Source organism: Acinetobacter sp. AOR01_HL (assembly GCF_027855455.1).
Classification (GTDB): domain Bacteria; phylum Pseudomonadota; class Gammaproteobacteria; order Pseudomonadales; family Moraxellaceae; genus Acinetobacter; species Acinetobacter baumannii.
The window spans coordinates 1-14,686 of record NZ_JAKTIM010000055.1 but is presented as its reverse complement, the minus strand read 5'-3'; the positions used below and the strand labels follow the sequence as shown (position 1 = coordinate 14,686).

8 protein-coding genes and 6 pseudogenes are annotated in these 14,686 nt (G+C 35.3%); 8 read left to right on the top strand and 6 right to left on the bottom strand.

The features are described from left to right. Positions 1–52: 52 nt before the first annotated feature. The gene (locus MKL62_RS17500; RefSeq protein WP_001040033.1) at positions 53–985 is read right to left on the bottom strand and encodes an IS5 family transposase; all 933 of its coding nucleotides are present in this window, start codon (positions 983–985) and stop codon (positions 53–55) included. 221 nt (positions 986–1,206) lie between these two features. Here MKL62_RS17500 and MKL62_RS17495 point away from each other — a divergent pair. After that, positions 1,207–1,836 (top strand): annotated as a pseudogene (locus MKL62_RS17495) (alkaline phosphatase); the annotation flags it as partial. Positions 1,837–2,397: 561 nt separating this feature from the next. Here the strand turns inward: MKL62_RS17495 and MKL62_RS17490 are convergent. The 5 genes and pseudogenes from MKL62_RS17490 to MKL62_RS17475 all read right to left on the bottom strand — a co-directional run. Then, a pseudogene (locus MKL62_RS17490) lies at positions 2,398–3,663 on the bottom strand (type II toxin-antitoxin system HipA family toxin). Further along, a complete protein-coding gene (locus tag MKL62_RS17485) occupies positions 3,663–3,968 on the bottom strand; it encodes a helix-turn-helix domain-containing protein (RefSeq protein ID WP_005130167.1) in 306 nt (101 codons plus the stop codon). Before MKL62_RS17485 ends, MKL62_RS17490 begins: the two are co-directional and overlap by 1 nt. Before the next feature lie 916 nt (positions 3,969–4,884). Then, positions 4,885–5,141: pseudogene (locus MKL62_RS19615) on the bottom strand (hypothetical protein). Positions 5,142–5,478: 337 nt separating this feature from the next. Further along, positions 5,479–6,071, bottom strand: a pseudogene (locus tag MKL62_RS17480) (putative adenosine monophosphate-protein transferase Fic). Between the two features lie 12 nt (positions 6,072–6,083). Next, positions 6,084–6,246: pseudogene (locus MKL62_RS17475) on the bottom strand (YhfG family protein); the annotation flags it as partial. Between the two features lie 274 nt (positions 6,247–6,520). On the opposite strand from MKL62_RS17475, the gene MKL62_RS17470 reads away from it, so the two are divergent. From MKL62_RS17470 to MKL62_RS19655, 7 genes and pseudogenes are all read left to right on the top strand, one after another. Further along, on the top strand, positions 6,521–6,985 hold the full coding sequence (locus MKL62_RS17470) for a hypothetical protein (protein WP_170318196.1): 465 nt from the start codon (positions 6,521–6,523) through the stop codon (positions 6,983–6,985). Between the two features lie 12 nt (positions 6,986–6,997). Further along, entirely contained in the window at positions 6,998–9,340 is a 2,343-nt protein-coding gene (locus MKL62_RS17465; RefSeq protein WP_005130152.1) for a hypothetical protein, read from the top strand. Positions 9,341–9,344: 4 nt separating this feature from the next. Continuing rightward, the gene (locus MKL62_RS17460) at positions 9,345–12,545 is read left to right on the top strand and encodes a tyrosine-type recombinase/integrase (protein ID WP_005130151.1); all 3,201 of its coding nucleotides are present in this window, start codon (positions 9,345–9,347) and stop codon (positions 12,543–12,545) included. A 191-nt stretch (positions 12,546–12,736) separates the two neighbouring features. After that, positions 12,737–13,189, top strand: a complete 453-nt coding sequence (locus MKL62_RS17455) for a NinB/YbcN family protein (protein ID WP_005071567.1) — start codon at positions 12,737–12,739, stop codon at positions 13,187–13,189. A gap of 66 nt (positions 13,190–13,255) precedes the next feature. After that, positions 13,256–13,438 carry a hypothetical protein gene (locus MKL62_RS17450; RefSeq protein WP_004795942.1) on the top strand — a complete coding sequence of 61 codons (183 nt, stop codon included), beginning with the start codon at positions 13,256–13,258 and terminating at the stop codon, positions 13,436–13,438. Positions 13,439–13,630: 192 nt separating this feature from the next. After that, complete coding sequence (locus MKL62_RS17445) at positions 13,631–13,867, top strand: hypothetical protein (RefSeq protein WP_000152659.1); 237 nt, start codon at positions 13,631–13,633, stop codon at positions 13,865–13,867. 646 nt (positions 13,868–14,513) lie between these two features. Then, positions 14,514–14,686 (top strand): annotated as a pseudogene (locus tag MKL62_RS19655) (hypothetical protein); the annotation flags it as partial.

Sequence of the window (14,686 nt, the reverse complement as noted above, 5' to 3'; positions counted from 1 at the left end):
GGCTTTGTTGCATAAAGCCTTTGAAGGTAAAGTTTTCCTAAGTTGCTAAAATTTAGGTTACAACTTGGGTATGAGGTCTGCCTAATTCTGTAAATTTATTTAATACGGCTACACGTGCATGGATCTCATTCACTTGGCTGTCAAAATTCCTTGAGTAGAGTTTATCGCCTAATAATTTGATGCAATGCATCTTGGTTTCGACCAAACTTCGCCGATGATAACCAGACCACTTTTTCCAAAGGGCTCTTCCTAGACGCTTAACTGTTTTTAGTAATTCATTTCTCTCTTGCGAATGAACTTTTGTATCTTTCCACGGTTTCGCATTTTTTCTTGGCGGAATCACCGCATATGCTTGACGATCTGAGATCACTCGTCTGCAGCATTTAGTGTCATAGGCTCCATCGGTATAGACAGAATCTACTCGCTCATCAAGTGGTATTTGACCAAGTAAATCACCGAGCACCTGTGAATCACTGATATTGTTCGTTGTGAGCTGAACTGCACGTATTTGCAGCGTTTCAGCATCTATACCAATGTGAAGCTTACGCCATTGTCGACGATATTCAGGCTGATGTTTCTTCCGTTTCCATTCACCTTCGCCCAAAAACTTTAAACCAGTTGAATCTACGAGTAGATGTAGACCATTGCTACTTTTTTGGTAGCTAATCGCAATATCAATATGTTTTTGTCTTCTGCAAAGCGTCGTATAGTCTGGCGCTGTCCAATCTAATCCGCAAAGTTTAATCAGGCTTTGTACAAAGCCAGTGACCATGCGTAGAGAAAGACGAAATATGGATTTAATCATTAAGCAGCATTGGATGGCTGTATCGGAATAAGTTTGATTTCGACCATGTTGGCTTTTTGGTTGAGCATACCATTGTGTTTTGGGATCAAACCAAATGGCAATATTCCCACGATTAATGAGAGCTCGGTTGTATGTGGGCCAATTGGTTGTACGGTAGATTTTAGGTGTAGGCTTATTCATCTCAAAATTATATTGTGGAATAAGCCTTTAGAGATAGGTTTGTGCAACAAAGCCTTTGGCATAAGAAAAAATTTAATAAAAAATTAATAAGTTTGGCATGGTGTAGTTTGGGCACAGTTATTTTGACGGGCTGTCAAAGTCCTGCTTTAGTTCAATCAACTTCTACTTCAGTACAACCATCAAAACAGCCTCAACGTGTGGTTTTTTTCTTGGGAGATGGAATGGGTATCACGACACTAACAGCTGTACGAATTTATGCTGTTGGTGAAGATTGCCAACTGCCAATAGATCAACTGCCAGAGTCAGCATTTGTTCGTACTTTCTCAGAAGTTGCACAGGTTACAGATAGCGCACCATCGATGGGTGCCTATATGACAGGTGTAAAAATGAAAAATGAAGTGATATCCATGCAGACTGGAACAATTGCAGTAGAACCAAATCAGACCGGAAATCATCAATGTGGAACCAATCCTCAGATCCAAAATAAGCAAGACACCCAAACTTTACTCGAATTGGCCAAAGCACGAGGTTGGGGTACAGGGGTAGTCACAACAACTCGCATTACGCATGCTACACCAGCATCGACTTATGCTCATATTTGTCATCGTGATGCTGAAAATGACATAGCATCCCAATTAGTACCAAGTTCGCAAGGTGATATCTATCAGCGTTATAACGTCAAATTAAAAGATGGGGTTGATGTGATTCTAGGCGGGGGTAAGCGTCAATTTCTGCCGAAAGATCAAGGGGGAGAACGGATAGACCAACGGAATTTGATCGCAGAAATGCAACAAGCAGGCTATCGAATGGTCTATGATCAAACTCAACTCTCCCAGATGAAGTTAGGAAAGATAACACTAAATATAAAAAAAATGGAATAAATAATTTACAAAGTTATTATTTTTAATCTGATGTTTGTTTTATATGGGGATGATAATAACTTCTGATTACTAGTTTTTACCTTAAATATAACGATTGAAAGATTCATTTAAAGGCTATGAATACATGAGTTTTACAGTTTGGCTAGGTCAGCATGAGTACTTTTCGCAAGATTTAAGATCGACCATGAACGTGATTAAGTTATAGGGGATTGATGAAATAGTTTTTATGAATTTCTGGCTTTCTGGGCTGATTTTATCAAATTCATGTCTATGCAAAATTGCGACATATTTCTCGTGCTGGTAGTTATCCAGAGTTTGGTCTGTATCTATCCATAGTGCAGACCTTTTTTTTGGTGATAGTTTTTTCTTAGCGATTTTCGATCTGGATGTAGTGATTTCACGCTTGCAGAACGTATCTTGGCGGTGATCCATCTAATATTCGTGATTATAAAGCGAGCTAATTCACAGGTTCTACAGATTATGTAGCGACTAACTATAAGTTGATGGTTGGCGCTTAGTTTATATTTACGCTTAGGTTTCAGTTAAAAAATCAATATTTTGTTGAATTCGTGATTGAATCATCTCTAGGGTAGATTCTCGAATTTGATGAGGATACAGGCGTTGCGCAATTTGACTAAATTGAAGTGCAATTTCATGCATGGCCAAGATGATCTCATCGACTTCTAGAGTAGTCAGATTCGCTTCTGAAGTACCGAGTTTATGTATGTCATTTCGAGAAATATTGAGCGCTTCTCCCATAATGTCCATTTGATGATAACCACCTGGACCTTCACAGAAGGTCACATCATAGGCTGGAGCCAATTTCCATTGACCATTTTTTGCCATGAGAAAAGAAAAATTCTTGGTATGGTCATCCCGATTATTGAAAAGTACATTAAACACAGCACGTTTAAAAGTATGCAGCCTTTCCGCACATCTTGCGTACACATCAAGGTTGCCCGAAGAAAATTGCGATAGTCTAGGCTACCTGGAACTTTATAGTCTGCTCCGGTATATGCAGCCAAACTCTGCATTGGAATCCGCATGCCATTTTGACGGTCGAATCGTTTAGAAGCAAAAGCCATTAAACCATTGGGCAAATTAAAAAAATGGGTGTCTGGAGTCTCGATTGCACAAAGTCGCAAACATTTTGCATAGACGGCTTCAATGGCGCAGACTTCAGGATACTCTTGCTGAGCAGGAAACTTAATCAGCCAGGCTTCATTTTGATCAGAAGCTTGCGTCGAAAACTCAAAATTGACAGGATTTCGGTAAACCAATGCTTTGGATCTGGCACCTTGGGGGGAGCCACCCATGACCAGCAAATGTTGTAAAAAATTCGCCACCTTCTCCTTTGAGGACTTCTTGGACTTCCTGTGCCAATTGCGGCAGGGGAATATTCTCTGAAGTTTGCATCTCTGCGACACAGGGTTCAAAGGAGAGAGCACCCATTGCATGGGTGCTAATATAAGTTAGACGTTCCAAAGGGCTGATTCGTGCCGGATGCAGTCCAATTTTTCGAAAATATCGATCCATTAATAACATGCCCCAACCATCCGGCAAAGCATCATAGACTGGACCAGGTAATCCCATTTGATAAGTAGGAAAACCCTGTCTCAGTGGTAGACCTTTTAAAGGGAGTAAATAAGAAGAGAGCTGAACACCTCGCTGTATTGCTTCTGGACTATATTCAAAAGCAATAGTGGGTCTACCTGTGGTGGCTGTTGAACTAATCAGCGTTCCCCATAACCATGATTCGCCCCAACCATTGTAATAAACATTAAGACTGTTGAGCATTATCCCTTCCTCTTAATACGCTGGTGCTTACTTTGACTTTCATAGCGTAGAATATCTTTTACACTGTTAAGCTGAGGTTGAAACAGCTCCTGAAGTTTGTTTAATCGACCCAAGACCATTGCAATACGGACTAAATTTTCAACAGATACATTTCGTGCCGCTTCAAGATTCGAAACCGTATTCACGCCGACACCAGCGCGTGCTGCAACCTCAGCTTGAGACATCTCCAAAAAGAGTCGTTGCTTACGTAAACGCTCACCTAAAAGCGTCACGACTTCTTCGGGTTTAGTGAAATATAAATCCATTAAATTGGGTCTTAAACTTTAATAATTTAATTAAACCACAAAATAATGGAATTAATTTATAGCTATAGTGTGGTTGAGGAGGGCTTTGTTGCACAGCACTTCGGAAGGTAGGTTTGGTCCTTGGGTATCGGTTACAGAAATTCATCAGGATGTACTTTGACTGATTGTTGATAAGGAAATCACAGTATTTTCATTTTTCCTTTTTGGTCACATTACTTAGAAAGGGTTCTTCGAAAAGTAGTTCATATTTTAAAAATCTTATAAATATTGAGGATTTTTTCTTAAATGCTTTCAACATAGCATGCGGCGATATGTAACTCGTACGGGCTTAATCTGCCTTTTAGTGTAAATTTTTTGGGCATGAGAGGGGCAGAGGTGTGGGGGCAAGCAATTTATATCGTGGATACTTCTAAATCATTTATGTAATAGAATGAGCTAAGCATGGATTTAGGGTAATAACACTAAATCTAAAAAAATTGGAAGAATAATTTATTAAATTATTGTTTTTATGTGGTTGTTAGTGAAGTTATGAATAATAATAACTTTTTTCTTGATGAGTTTTATCTAAAAAATTGATCGGATAATTTCTTTAAATGTCATGTATCCATAAATTTGACAGTTTGAAGATATCGGTATGTGCATTTTTCACAAGGTTAAAGATTGACCATAAATGTGATAAACGGTAGGGGATCATTGAAAAATGAATGGATTTAAACACTACATGTATGCAGGAAAAAATATCGCTGCGGTTCTGCTGACAGGCTGTATTGAGCATTGAATGCAAATGATGTAGTGATTGTCTACATGCTATAAGACCAGCATGATGAAGAATGAAATGTAGTTGCCAATATCTAACCTGGGTTGAAAAGTATAGCGTTGTTATTTGGAGAAGTGAGGTGAGCCATCCTTCTCTTATTCACTTAAAATGATACTTACTCAACTGATCTCCACTCATGGGCTGGTTCCAATTAGACGGATAATAACTTCCATCCCCTATTTTTACTTACCACATTTCTTGCATTTAATCCCTTCTTTGGAGATGTGATTCAGCATCACCGTTGCCAATTGAATCAAATCAATGGCATTGTTCGTTGGTTCAAGAAAAGCAGAAGAGGCTGCTTTATTGCAAAAGAGAACATTCGGATCAAATGGATTGGATTACACAAAAGCCATAAAATAGCCATAGATCAATTCACTTGCATGTAATCTGTAACATCCATTCAGGTCATCAGACATTGATTAATCACTAAACACCATAAATTTATGTATAGGCGAACTTTTTTGAGACATATGTTGATAAAAATGCGGCAAGTTACATTGCTTAAAGGTCTATCTAAGTTAACGATCTATTCAATTCTGGATAAGTAATCTGCATATTACGATCCTAAATTACCCGAAGAGTATTAAGATTTTTAAGAATCGTGTTTGTTGGTTTATTTGGGAAATTAATCAGTGGATTGAAGCAAAGATGATGGCTCATTAAGGATTGTGGGCTCTGACTACTTAAATTTTAGGTATTTTGAATAAAGCATATTTCAAAAATCTGAATTAATGGATTTAAATTACCATAAAAACCTTCAATATTGGCTTGAATCCATTGTTGTTGAGAGTCAATGCGAGACCAATCAATACCATAACCACAATGAGCAATCAGATGCTCAAAGAAAATCCGTTGTGTACGTCCATTACCTTCACGGAATGGGTGTATGACATTAAGCTCACAATACAAGTCGGCAAGTTGAGGAATTAGTTGTTGCGGTGCTAAGCCTTGAAAGTACTTTTTTTTCTTGAATTGATTTAAGTAATTTATTGGTTTCAATTTCAATACGGGAAAAAATTACAAAAACGGGTGTCACCTTTGGAAATACGATTTGTCTTAACTTTCCTGCCCAGTCGTATAAGTCGCCAGAGAGCTGCGCATGAATTAATTTTTAAGTATTGTAAGTCGTAAGGTGGTTCAGCATATTCAATTAAGTTACTTGCCAATCCAGACAGTGCTAGTTCAGCTTGTTCTAAAATTTGTTCATCACGAATATTGAGTTTGTTCTTTAGGATATTTGTGCCAGGGTAACAATACAGGCTGTCACCCATTTCCCCATACATGTACCTGACTAACGTTTCGGGTTGCGAATACTTCTTATATTTTTGCAAGATTTCAGCTTTACTTTGTTGAGTTGTTTGAGCTGTCGTTGTAATGCCTTCAAGCTTTAGGCTGGCTTGATAGTTTTGCACACGTGTCGCTTGAATATATTTTTTTCTGTTCAGTGGTTCTGAGCAATTCGAAACTCCATTGATGCTACACGTGAAGTAAGTATAGCAGAGAATCTTTTTGATCAATGCTGCATACAAAGCATTTCAAAATGTAATACAACGGTATTGTTTCATGTAATAACAGAAAACTAAAAAAAAGTGGAAGAATTTTTAAAATTTAGGCGACCCATGATAAGTAAACCATATGTATTTGTTGATAATTGTAATTTTGAGAAAATTTAGTTGATAGATTAAATGTATTTTCATATAAAAAGATATGCTCATTTTTTATATCGATAAAAATGTTAAAATTTGACTACTTAGTAAAAAATATAGAGATATTTATGGGGCAATTTATCATGCCCTTTTGCTTTGAGCGACAAAATGTTCAATTTAAGATAGTAAAAATTAACTCAGAACTACTGAAAATCAAAAAGATTAAACAGAGTCAGAAAGTAGTAGTACAAGCAAAGTTCAAAATAATCTATGTGAAAATTTGGCAAAAAATATTGCTATTAATGCAAACGGAGCCATGCTTACGTGTACATTCTAATTATGTTGCAATCTTACAGTTGATACATAATCTTGATGATTTTATCGAAAAATCACAGCAACACTTATGCTTTGAGAGAAAAGCTCAGAAAGAGCTAGATGCTAAATTTTTTGCTAGATTTTTTAAGCTGACAAAAAGTCCAATCAAAGATCAACTTTTACAAAATTGTTCAGATCGTAATGAATTTAACCAATGCAATTTGATAAAAAATTAAGCGAAAGCGAATATGCCAAAGATTAAAACAGAAGAGCAATTCTTAGATTTAGCAGAAAAATTTAAACAAGATTATTGTCTATTACATGATGATGTTGTGAATACACAATTTGTCGATCTATCAGATGATTTACGTGAAAAAGCCCACGCTCTATATAAGGAAGCGCAACAGATATATGGCTATATATCTAGCTCTAGACAATTAGGTAAATATTATTTTCTAGCTTCTTTAAGTTATTTTGCATGTCCAGATACTAGTAATACACAAGAGCTGTCATCGCAACGTTATTTGATTCTACAAGCGAGTTTTTTAACATATCGGCAGTATCAAGAATTTGCAAAAATTGCTAAAGCTGAGAATAAGCAAAAACATGTTTGTGACCTCCTACGCTATGTCTCACGATATGTGCTGGATTCTAATAATGCTGAATTATTTCATGAATGTAGTAAGCTGCTAAATTGTTATGTCACGTACGAACGTAATTTGAAAAAAGAGGATCGTAATCAACTTTTTAATATTAAAAATTTCAAAAAAGTACAAGTCATAGAGTATTTATCGGCTCTATTAATAATTTTTAAAAGACTTGATGATCGTCGTGTTGTTCATCGTCAGCGTAAGTCAAAAAAAAGCAAAGTTTTGAAATGGCCAACTAAAATTGAACTCAAAAAATTTCGTGAAATAAAATCTGGTAAGTATGAAGATATCGGACATAACGCAAAGATCAGTTTTTATGATGCCTCTCTTCACAAAGATGAAGATGGTGAAATTGAGTTATTGGACATTGAAGTAGAATTATACTCAGAAGATGAAAAAACTAAAAATTTTAATCATTTAATTAGTGATTATACTGCGTATTACACGCGGCATCGCCAACGCCGTCATGTGCCATTTATTACAAATCCTCATTATTTAGCACCAGATGTACTGAAGCAAATTGTTTATGTGTTGAGAACTGAGTTAAATGCGGACTGGGATAATGCTGCAATCGCTGCCGCATGTTTATTGTCACTTTTGACTGGATTATCTCCCATAGCACTGATGGATTTTAACGAGCTCATACAAGATGGTGTTTTGATCCAGAATGGTTCAAGAAAACGACGGGAATATTTACTTAATTTAAATTTGAAAGTTACCGAGCAGAAAATTAAGAGTTTAAAGCCTGTGCGTTGGAATGAAGAGATGACTCACCAACTACATCTACCGGCGGCATGGTTTGACTACATAGAACAAGCATCGAATCCAAAGATCTCTTCAGGAGATATTAATTCCGAACTTAAGAAGTGGTTTGCTAATCAGTTTGTGGGTACTATCACCGTTGAAAAACTTCAGGCCCAATTATATTTTCATATATATTATGAAACCTATAATGAATATCTTACTCATGTGATTGCGAGGCGGGATATCAAGCATGATGTGCCAGGTATTTATTACGGAGGACTTCCCAAAGCTCAGCTTGATAGCAGCTATTTAGCTTTTTTAGAATCAGCACTTACACCACATTCTAAGGAACTTACAGAAGACACGGCTGAACTCAAAATATTACAACAACAATTCAAAGTGCAATCTGCATCTAAAGGGAGGGTAGGGAGTCAACTGGCACTTGAACCCAGTTTTGTGAAAGAGCAATTTGCTTTTTTACATAGACATTGCCAAGAAAATATTCAAAAAGATCAACATATCATTAATCAATTGAATGCATACGCGTGTTGGATGTGGCATGTTAGCTTGCTAAGCATGGCCAGACGGCCTAATAAAAATCTGTTGGGGAATTTGGAAGATTATTGTTTTGAGCTTAAAATTCTATATGTAAACGATAAAAAGAATAGCAAGGTAAGAAAGGATGGACGATTTATCCCGCTATCCGATTTCTTCTTAAAAGCACTGCAAAATTACACTGTATTTTTAAAACAAATAATTGAACTGTATAGCCCACTTTTAAAACAAGTATTTGCAAAGAAAAAAATTGCGCTCAATGACTTATTCGGAAAGGTCATTGATAGTAAAGATATCTTGCCGATAACTGTCAAAGAGTGGCAGAGCAGGAAAGTTAAGTTAATCCCTTTATCTCGAAACTGGGTAAATTTATATATGGAAGGAATCTTTCCAAAGAATATGTATTCGAATTGGTTACGTCATTTTGATATGAATTTTTTGATGTATGCAGAAGAAAAAGAAGAAAAAAAAACTGCTTTAGCATTCCATTTAATTCAGGCTCTTTATGGTCATGACCAACGTGACCGAGAGGCTTTTCATCCGTATTCTTCACTTATTCCGAATGTCTATGTACAGCAAGCCCGCCAGCAATTGCAAGATAATGTCAAATCTTTATCGATTAAACACTTAGAGCGAAAATAGTTGTATGCAAAAAATCAAAGAACTAATAAAACCACAACTAGACGGTCTATTTGTTGATATTCAGAAATTGGTGAAAAAGTCGCAAGAAAGACAGCCTTCTTTACCTGAAGTATTGACGCAAGACATGCAGCAAAAACTTGATCAGCAGATCGCCGAAAAATGGCATGACATTAAAGATAGTATTGATTGTTTGAGTCAAAAATTGAGCCGAGATGAACAATCTAAACTGATGCAATTTACTGAAGATGAATTTAATAAAAGAAGAAGGCAATTCAACCAGAATGTAGATAAAAAATCATACAGAATTAGGCTAAATCCACATACTAAACGGATCGTACTGCCTAGAAAAATTGAGAGTACGGAGTCACGGTTAAAACAAGGGCAGTTACATGCCCAGGTACTCAACGCTTTGAAAGCATATTGGAAAGATTCACTTGGATATTGGGATGACCCTAAATATTTGTGGGGGGATTTATGCTTAAGTTTTATATATATTTCAGGCTGTGCAGATGAACAGCATCTGGTTGCTATTCAGCAGCAATTGCAGGAGGCCGTTGAGCTTGGTACAGATCTGAATTGTTTTCGGTTATACCATTCGGACTACAAAAAAATCACTAATCCATTGTTACTACATTATCGTGTTGAAAACTCTCAATATGGCAACGATGTAGAACAGAGAAAGTTGTACCAATGGAAGCATGTTTTTTTTAACTCATATGCTCAGTTCATCTTGCAATATTTAAAAAAGTTGAAAGCTACTCATAAAGAATATCGTCTGCAACAATCAATTGAAGATTGTATTCTGGAAAGCTTGAGTCGCATGGGACGAAACAAAAGTTTGGGCTATCTGCAATATCAAATTAAACGCCGTGGATTTCGTGCATTTAATGATGTGCAAATGGTACTTGAATTTAATCCAAACCTTAGCCTAGATATATTTTTAAGTAATGTACTTCAGCAAGAGATTAATACTGTCGCCTTACGGCCATCCGAATTTAGATTGCTATGGAGTAATGAACGTAATCAAGTCATGGAACTAGAGAATAGCCCTATTCATTTTGAACAAGAGCAGTTACATCCTGAAGTTCTGACAGCTCAAAGCAAATTACAAACGATTCCGTATGAGTTGATGTTGTTTGATCAAAAGAAACGTAAAGGTCAAAAAGTTGAGCGCTTAGATAAAAAGAGGAATAAAGAAGAACGCACGCTACGTTTTTGGCAAGAAATCAGAAGGGTGTTAGAGGAGAAGATGCGTGATGCAAATACGGAAGAAAAGTCTTTAATTGAAGCCCAATTACGCTTAATTCACTGGTTAGTGCATTTAAAAAAAAGAGGGCTTCAATTATCAACTATTGAAAGCTACTTAGGATCATTTGCTAAAGAATTTATATTTGAAATTTGGCTTAATAAATTGGATTTAAAGCAACAATCCATTGATGATTATGAAGATTTATATCGACAGTTGTTGAAATATAGCAGTGAACGAGATGCACAAGCAACTCAACGTGAAGCTGTTAAAGGAAAAACCTCTCGTAAGATGCACCAAACAGCAGAATACCGTTTTGGTCGCCTAAAAGATTTTCATCAATTTTGTATAGATAATTTTAATGCACCAGAGGTATTGGTGTTACAGAATTCAAGTTTTAAACATTTACAAATTTGCAATGCACGCCTAGTAAGCCCTTTGTTATTTGGCAAGCTATTGGAAAAACTAGAACATTTAAGTCAAGAGCCAACGGCATCAGAGTGGGTCGATCATCTGAGTTGTTTAAAGCTGATGTATTTACTGAGTTATAGAACTGGACTCCGATTAAATGAAGTTCGTTGTCTTAAAATACAAGATATTATTTGCCCAGAGTTACTTTATAAAGAAAAAGAAAATACAGCTTTTAATAATATCACGCTTCATATTCAGAACAATTCATATCGCCGTCTGAAAACGCAAAGTGCAAATCGTCAAATACCATTGAAAATTGCCTTGTCAGAACATGAGTTTTTAGTAGTACAACATTACATACAACATCGTTATGAACAATATTTGTTTAATCAGCAGGATGATCTACTTTTTAGTGTTAATCATCGTGTATTAACTGATCAATGTATCAGCAAAATTACAGTAGAGTTGTTTAACCAAATATTAGGTATGCATCATGGCTTTAGTTTTCATACGTTGCGCCACAGTGCTGCTAACTATCTAGCAATAACTTTGCTGGGCTCAAAAGAAATGATTAAAACATATACAGATTGTCCTTGGGTAAAAGCAAAAAAGATGCGTGATTTATTGTTTGGTGTTAAAGCACGTGCTCATGAAGAGATTATTCAACATAAATGGCAGGTGCTTGCCTCTTGGATGGGGCATAGCAGTATTGAACAAACGGCTTCAAATTATCTTCATGTTTTGGATTTATTAGCAGTCGATCGAATTTACAATTCGCCGTGTATCATTTCAAAAAAAGTCCTAGAACAGTGTTTTGGTCCAGTGAATTCAAGTACAGAGTACATAAACTTAAATCGTTATACTCAGCAGCAGAAATGGTTTAACTCTTATCAGCAAACACAGCCAGTTATGATTGCTGGTCGACAAGAAAAGAAGTTTAGTATCGAGAAGAGTACTCTGACGCCTTTTCAACGTTTGATAAGTTTAAGAGATGGCCGTTCAAGCGAAGATATTCAAGCACAAGAATGGATGCAGCGATGTCAATTTATGAGCACTAAATGGATGGACCCCAAAAATTTTAATTTAAAAACGAAATATGTTAGTAATAAAAATTTAGATGGGGGTTGGTTTGATGAGCTTTACGACAAAGCTAAGAAACTGAAACGTTCTGATGAAATAATTCCTCTCCTTGATTTGCATAACCAACATGATAAGGGGAAAGATATACCTAAAGAGTTGAACGTGGTCAATGCACTTAAGGTATTATTATTATTTGGAAAATTACGTAAAAACTTTCTACATTTTCAATGCATAAAGAAAGATGATGAGCAACAAATTGCTAATTTTATTGCTGGTATAGAGCCAATTATTGGAGATCACCTAAATTTAGACAAACAGAATTATCCAGTCAATCTGGAAGTGCTTGAGAGAACAGTTAAATTTAGTTTTCAAAGAGTTGTTGGCCATAATAAAAAAAATGTTACTCTACTGGTTATATTTAATTTAATGTTAAAAATCATGCAAGAAGATGAACTTTGGTTAAAATAGCCTAAGCAGCTTAAAAAGGGGAATTTAAAAGTTTTAGCATCACAGTTTGATTACTGGATTTTAAACAATAGTGTGAAGATTAGCGCTTTGGTAAATCGATGAGCTAAAGTGTTGTAGTCCAAACTCGATCTGACAGTTACCCATTTTTGAGCTGTTGATTAATTTATCAAAAAAAATCAAGCCACCCACGGGTGGTTTTTTATTGCGACATTTCACCAGTAACTAACTTTCTTAATGTGAATCATGCTAAGGCAGCGAATGAAGGGAAGCCGTTAGTTGTATTGATCGCACCACAAGAGAAAGATCGTTCGAAGGCTCAAAACCGTTTGTACTGGATGTGGCTTAATCAATGGGCTAAACGTCAAGGTAAAGATAAAGATTACGAGCATCTGTTCTTTAAGAAAAACTTCTTAGCAAAAATCTATGATTGCGATGACGTTGGCCAATACAAGAAAACATTCAAGGCTGTAAGAGAGTTGAAAGATTCTAAGCATCCTCTCTACCAAGATGTAGCAAGTGGCCTATGTGAGCTAATGAGCACTACAGACGCAAGTACAGTTCAATTAACCGAATACTTAAACGACATTCATGCTTTCTGTAATAAAAACGGGTGTTATTTGGAAACGCCTGATGATCTTAAGTAGGTGCTTGAATAGTTGCTGATTTCATATTATTAATGTCTCTCACTTTATAAAATGAGAAACTAACAAATGGTAATGAATAATATTGAATATGATGCGGTGGTTGAAAGTGCGAAAATCAAAGCGAAAAGCGATATAACAGTAGCGGTTTTAAATAATGCAGCAAGTACTGGTTTAGTTGCAATTAATGATGCAAGTAAAGAAAAGCTTATAGAGTTTATCAAAAAACTGCATGATCAGATTGATGAATAATATGAACCGCCCTTAAAGCGGTTTTTTATTGCTAGTAGAATATTTAAGGTACCTTTTCTAATAGGCACATACTATTAAAGTGTTTTTTATTTATTTTTTAGATTGAAAAGATTGCTATTTGAGTAATTTAAATATAAAAATCTTTATTGATTGAGCGTAGTTGTTATACAGGATATTTATAAGGATTTTAAAATGACAATTATCACATTGCTTGATGTTGAGACGAAGAAGAAGGTGATAGTTCGTTCCGTAATAGACCCAATAGCAAGAATAGACAAAAAAGGGAATATACAAATTATTCAAATTCATAAATGGCTATATGATGAATCTGGAGATTTCGTTGATGAAGACTTATATGAGGCACTCAACAATGGAGAAGTTGGAATATACATAACTTTGCAGTATATGATCATTAATATTGAAAATTAATTATTTTTTTATTTTTAGTCAGTTTGAGTTCTTAGTCTCTAGAGCCTAATGGTTACTACACATAAGACCTTATTAAGTATTACCTATTGATGGGCACATATTCTTTATAACTCTTGATAAGTAAAAAAATTATGTAGGCTAAAAATAAAACTTTATCTATTTAAATATGAATATTTGATATTTTTAATTCAATCCCTATTGCTAGTGCTTAAATATTATGCCAATATGTAGTTGGAAATATTTCCGAATAGATATTTCCTATTTCAGGTCTAAGCGTTTTTTTTCGCTAAGCCCATTTCTGAATAAAAATAGGAAGTGGGCTTTTTTATTTTTAAATATTTCAGTATTATCAGTGTGTTGCTGTAGGTAACACTAAACCTTGTTGATCAGCGCAAATATCAAAAAGGGGGAGCTTGCCTACTAGGCAAGCTTTTTTAAATTGATGATTTAAACACAATAATCAATTTCAAAGCTCATTAGAAAAATCAAACTTCCCTAGCTTTTATTCGTGCTAATTTATTGAATCTAATCGTCTTTATAATTTTAAAAAATTCCTTAAACTAAAAATGGAAAATTTCTTGTTGCAACATTGTTATAATAGGACTACCTTAAGAAAAATACTTTATAAAAATGAGGAGCTGCTGAAATGCCACAGTATCTCATGTTTGCGGAAAATATTTATAACAAAATTAAAGATGAGGAATTGTTTTCACATGACTGTATTGAAAATATGAACTTACTTATGACATGTATACGCAGAGAAATTGAGGGAACAGAATTTAAATTAAAATATAATTTTATTGATTTTGTTGAATTGTT

What these genes read in the sequence shown, in the direction of transcription:
- MKL62_RS17500 (WP_001040033.1), bottom strand. Translation starts at nt 985, where the DNA reads ATGAATAAGCCTACACCTAAAATCTACCGTACAACCAATTGGCCCACA.
- MKL62_RS17485 (WP_005130167.1), bottom strand. Translation starts at nt 3,968, where the DNA reads ATGGATTTATATTTCACTAAACCCGAAGAAGTCGTGACGCTTTTAGGT.
- MKL62_RS17470 (WP_170318196.1), top strand. Translation starts at nt 6,521, where the DNA reads ATGTTAAAATTTGACTACTTAGTAAAAAATATAGAGATATTTATGGGG.
- MKL62_RS17465 (WP_005130152.1), top strand. Translation starts at nt 6,998, where the DNA reads ATGCCAAAGATTAAAACAGAAGAGCAATTCTTAGATTTAGCAGAAAAA.
- MKL62_RS17460 (WP_005130151.1), top strand. Translation starts at nt 9,345, where the DNA reads ATGCAAAAAATCAAAGAACTAATAAAACCACAACTAGACGGTCTATTT.
- MKL62_RS17450 (WP_004795942.1), top strand. Translation starts at nt 13,256, where the DNA reads ATGGTAATGAATAATATTGAATATGATGCGGTGGTTGAAAGTGCGAAA.
- MKL62_RS17445 (WP_000152659.1), top strand. Translation starts at nt 13,631, where the DNA reads ATGACAATTATCACATTGCTTGATGTTGAGACGAAGAAGAAGGTGATA.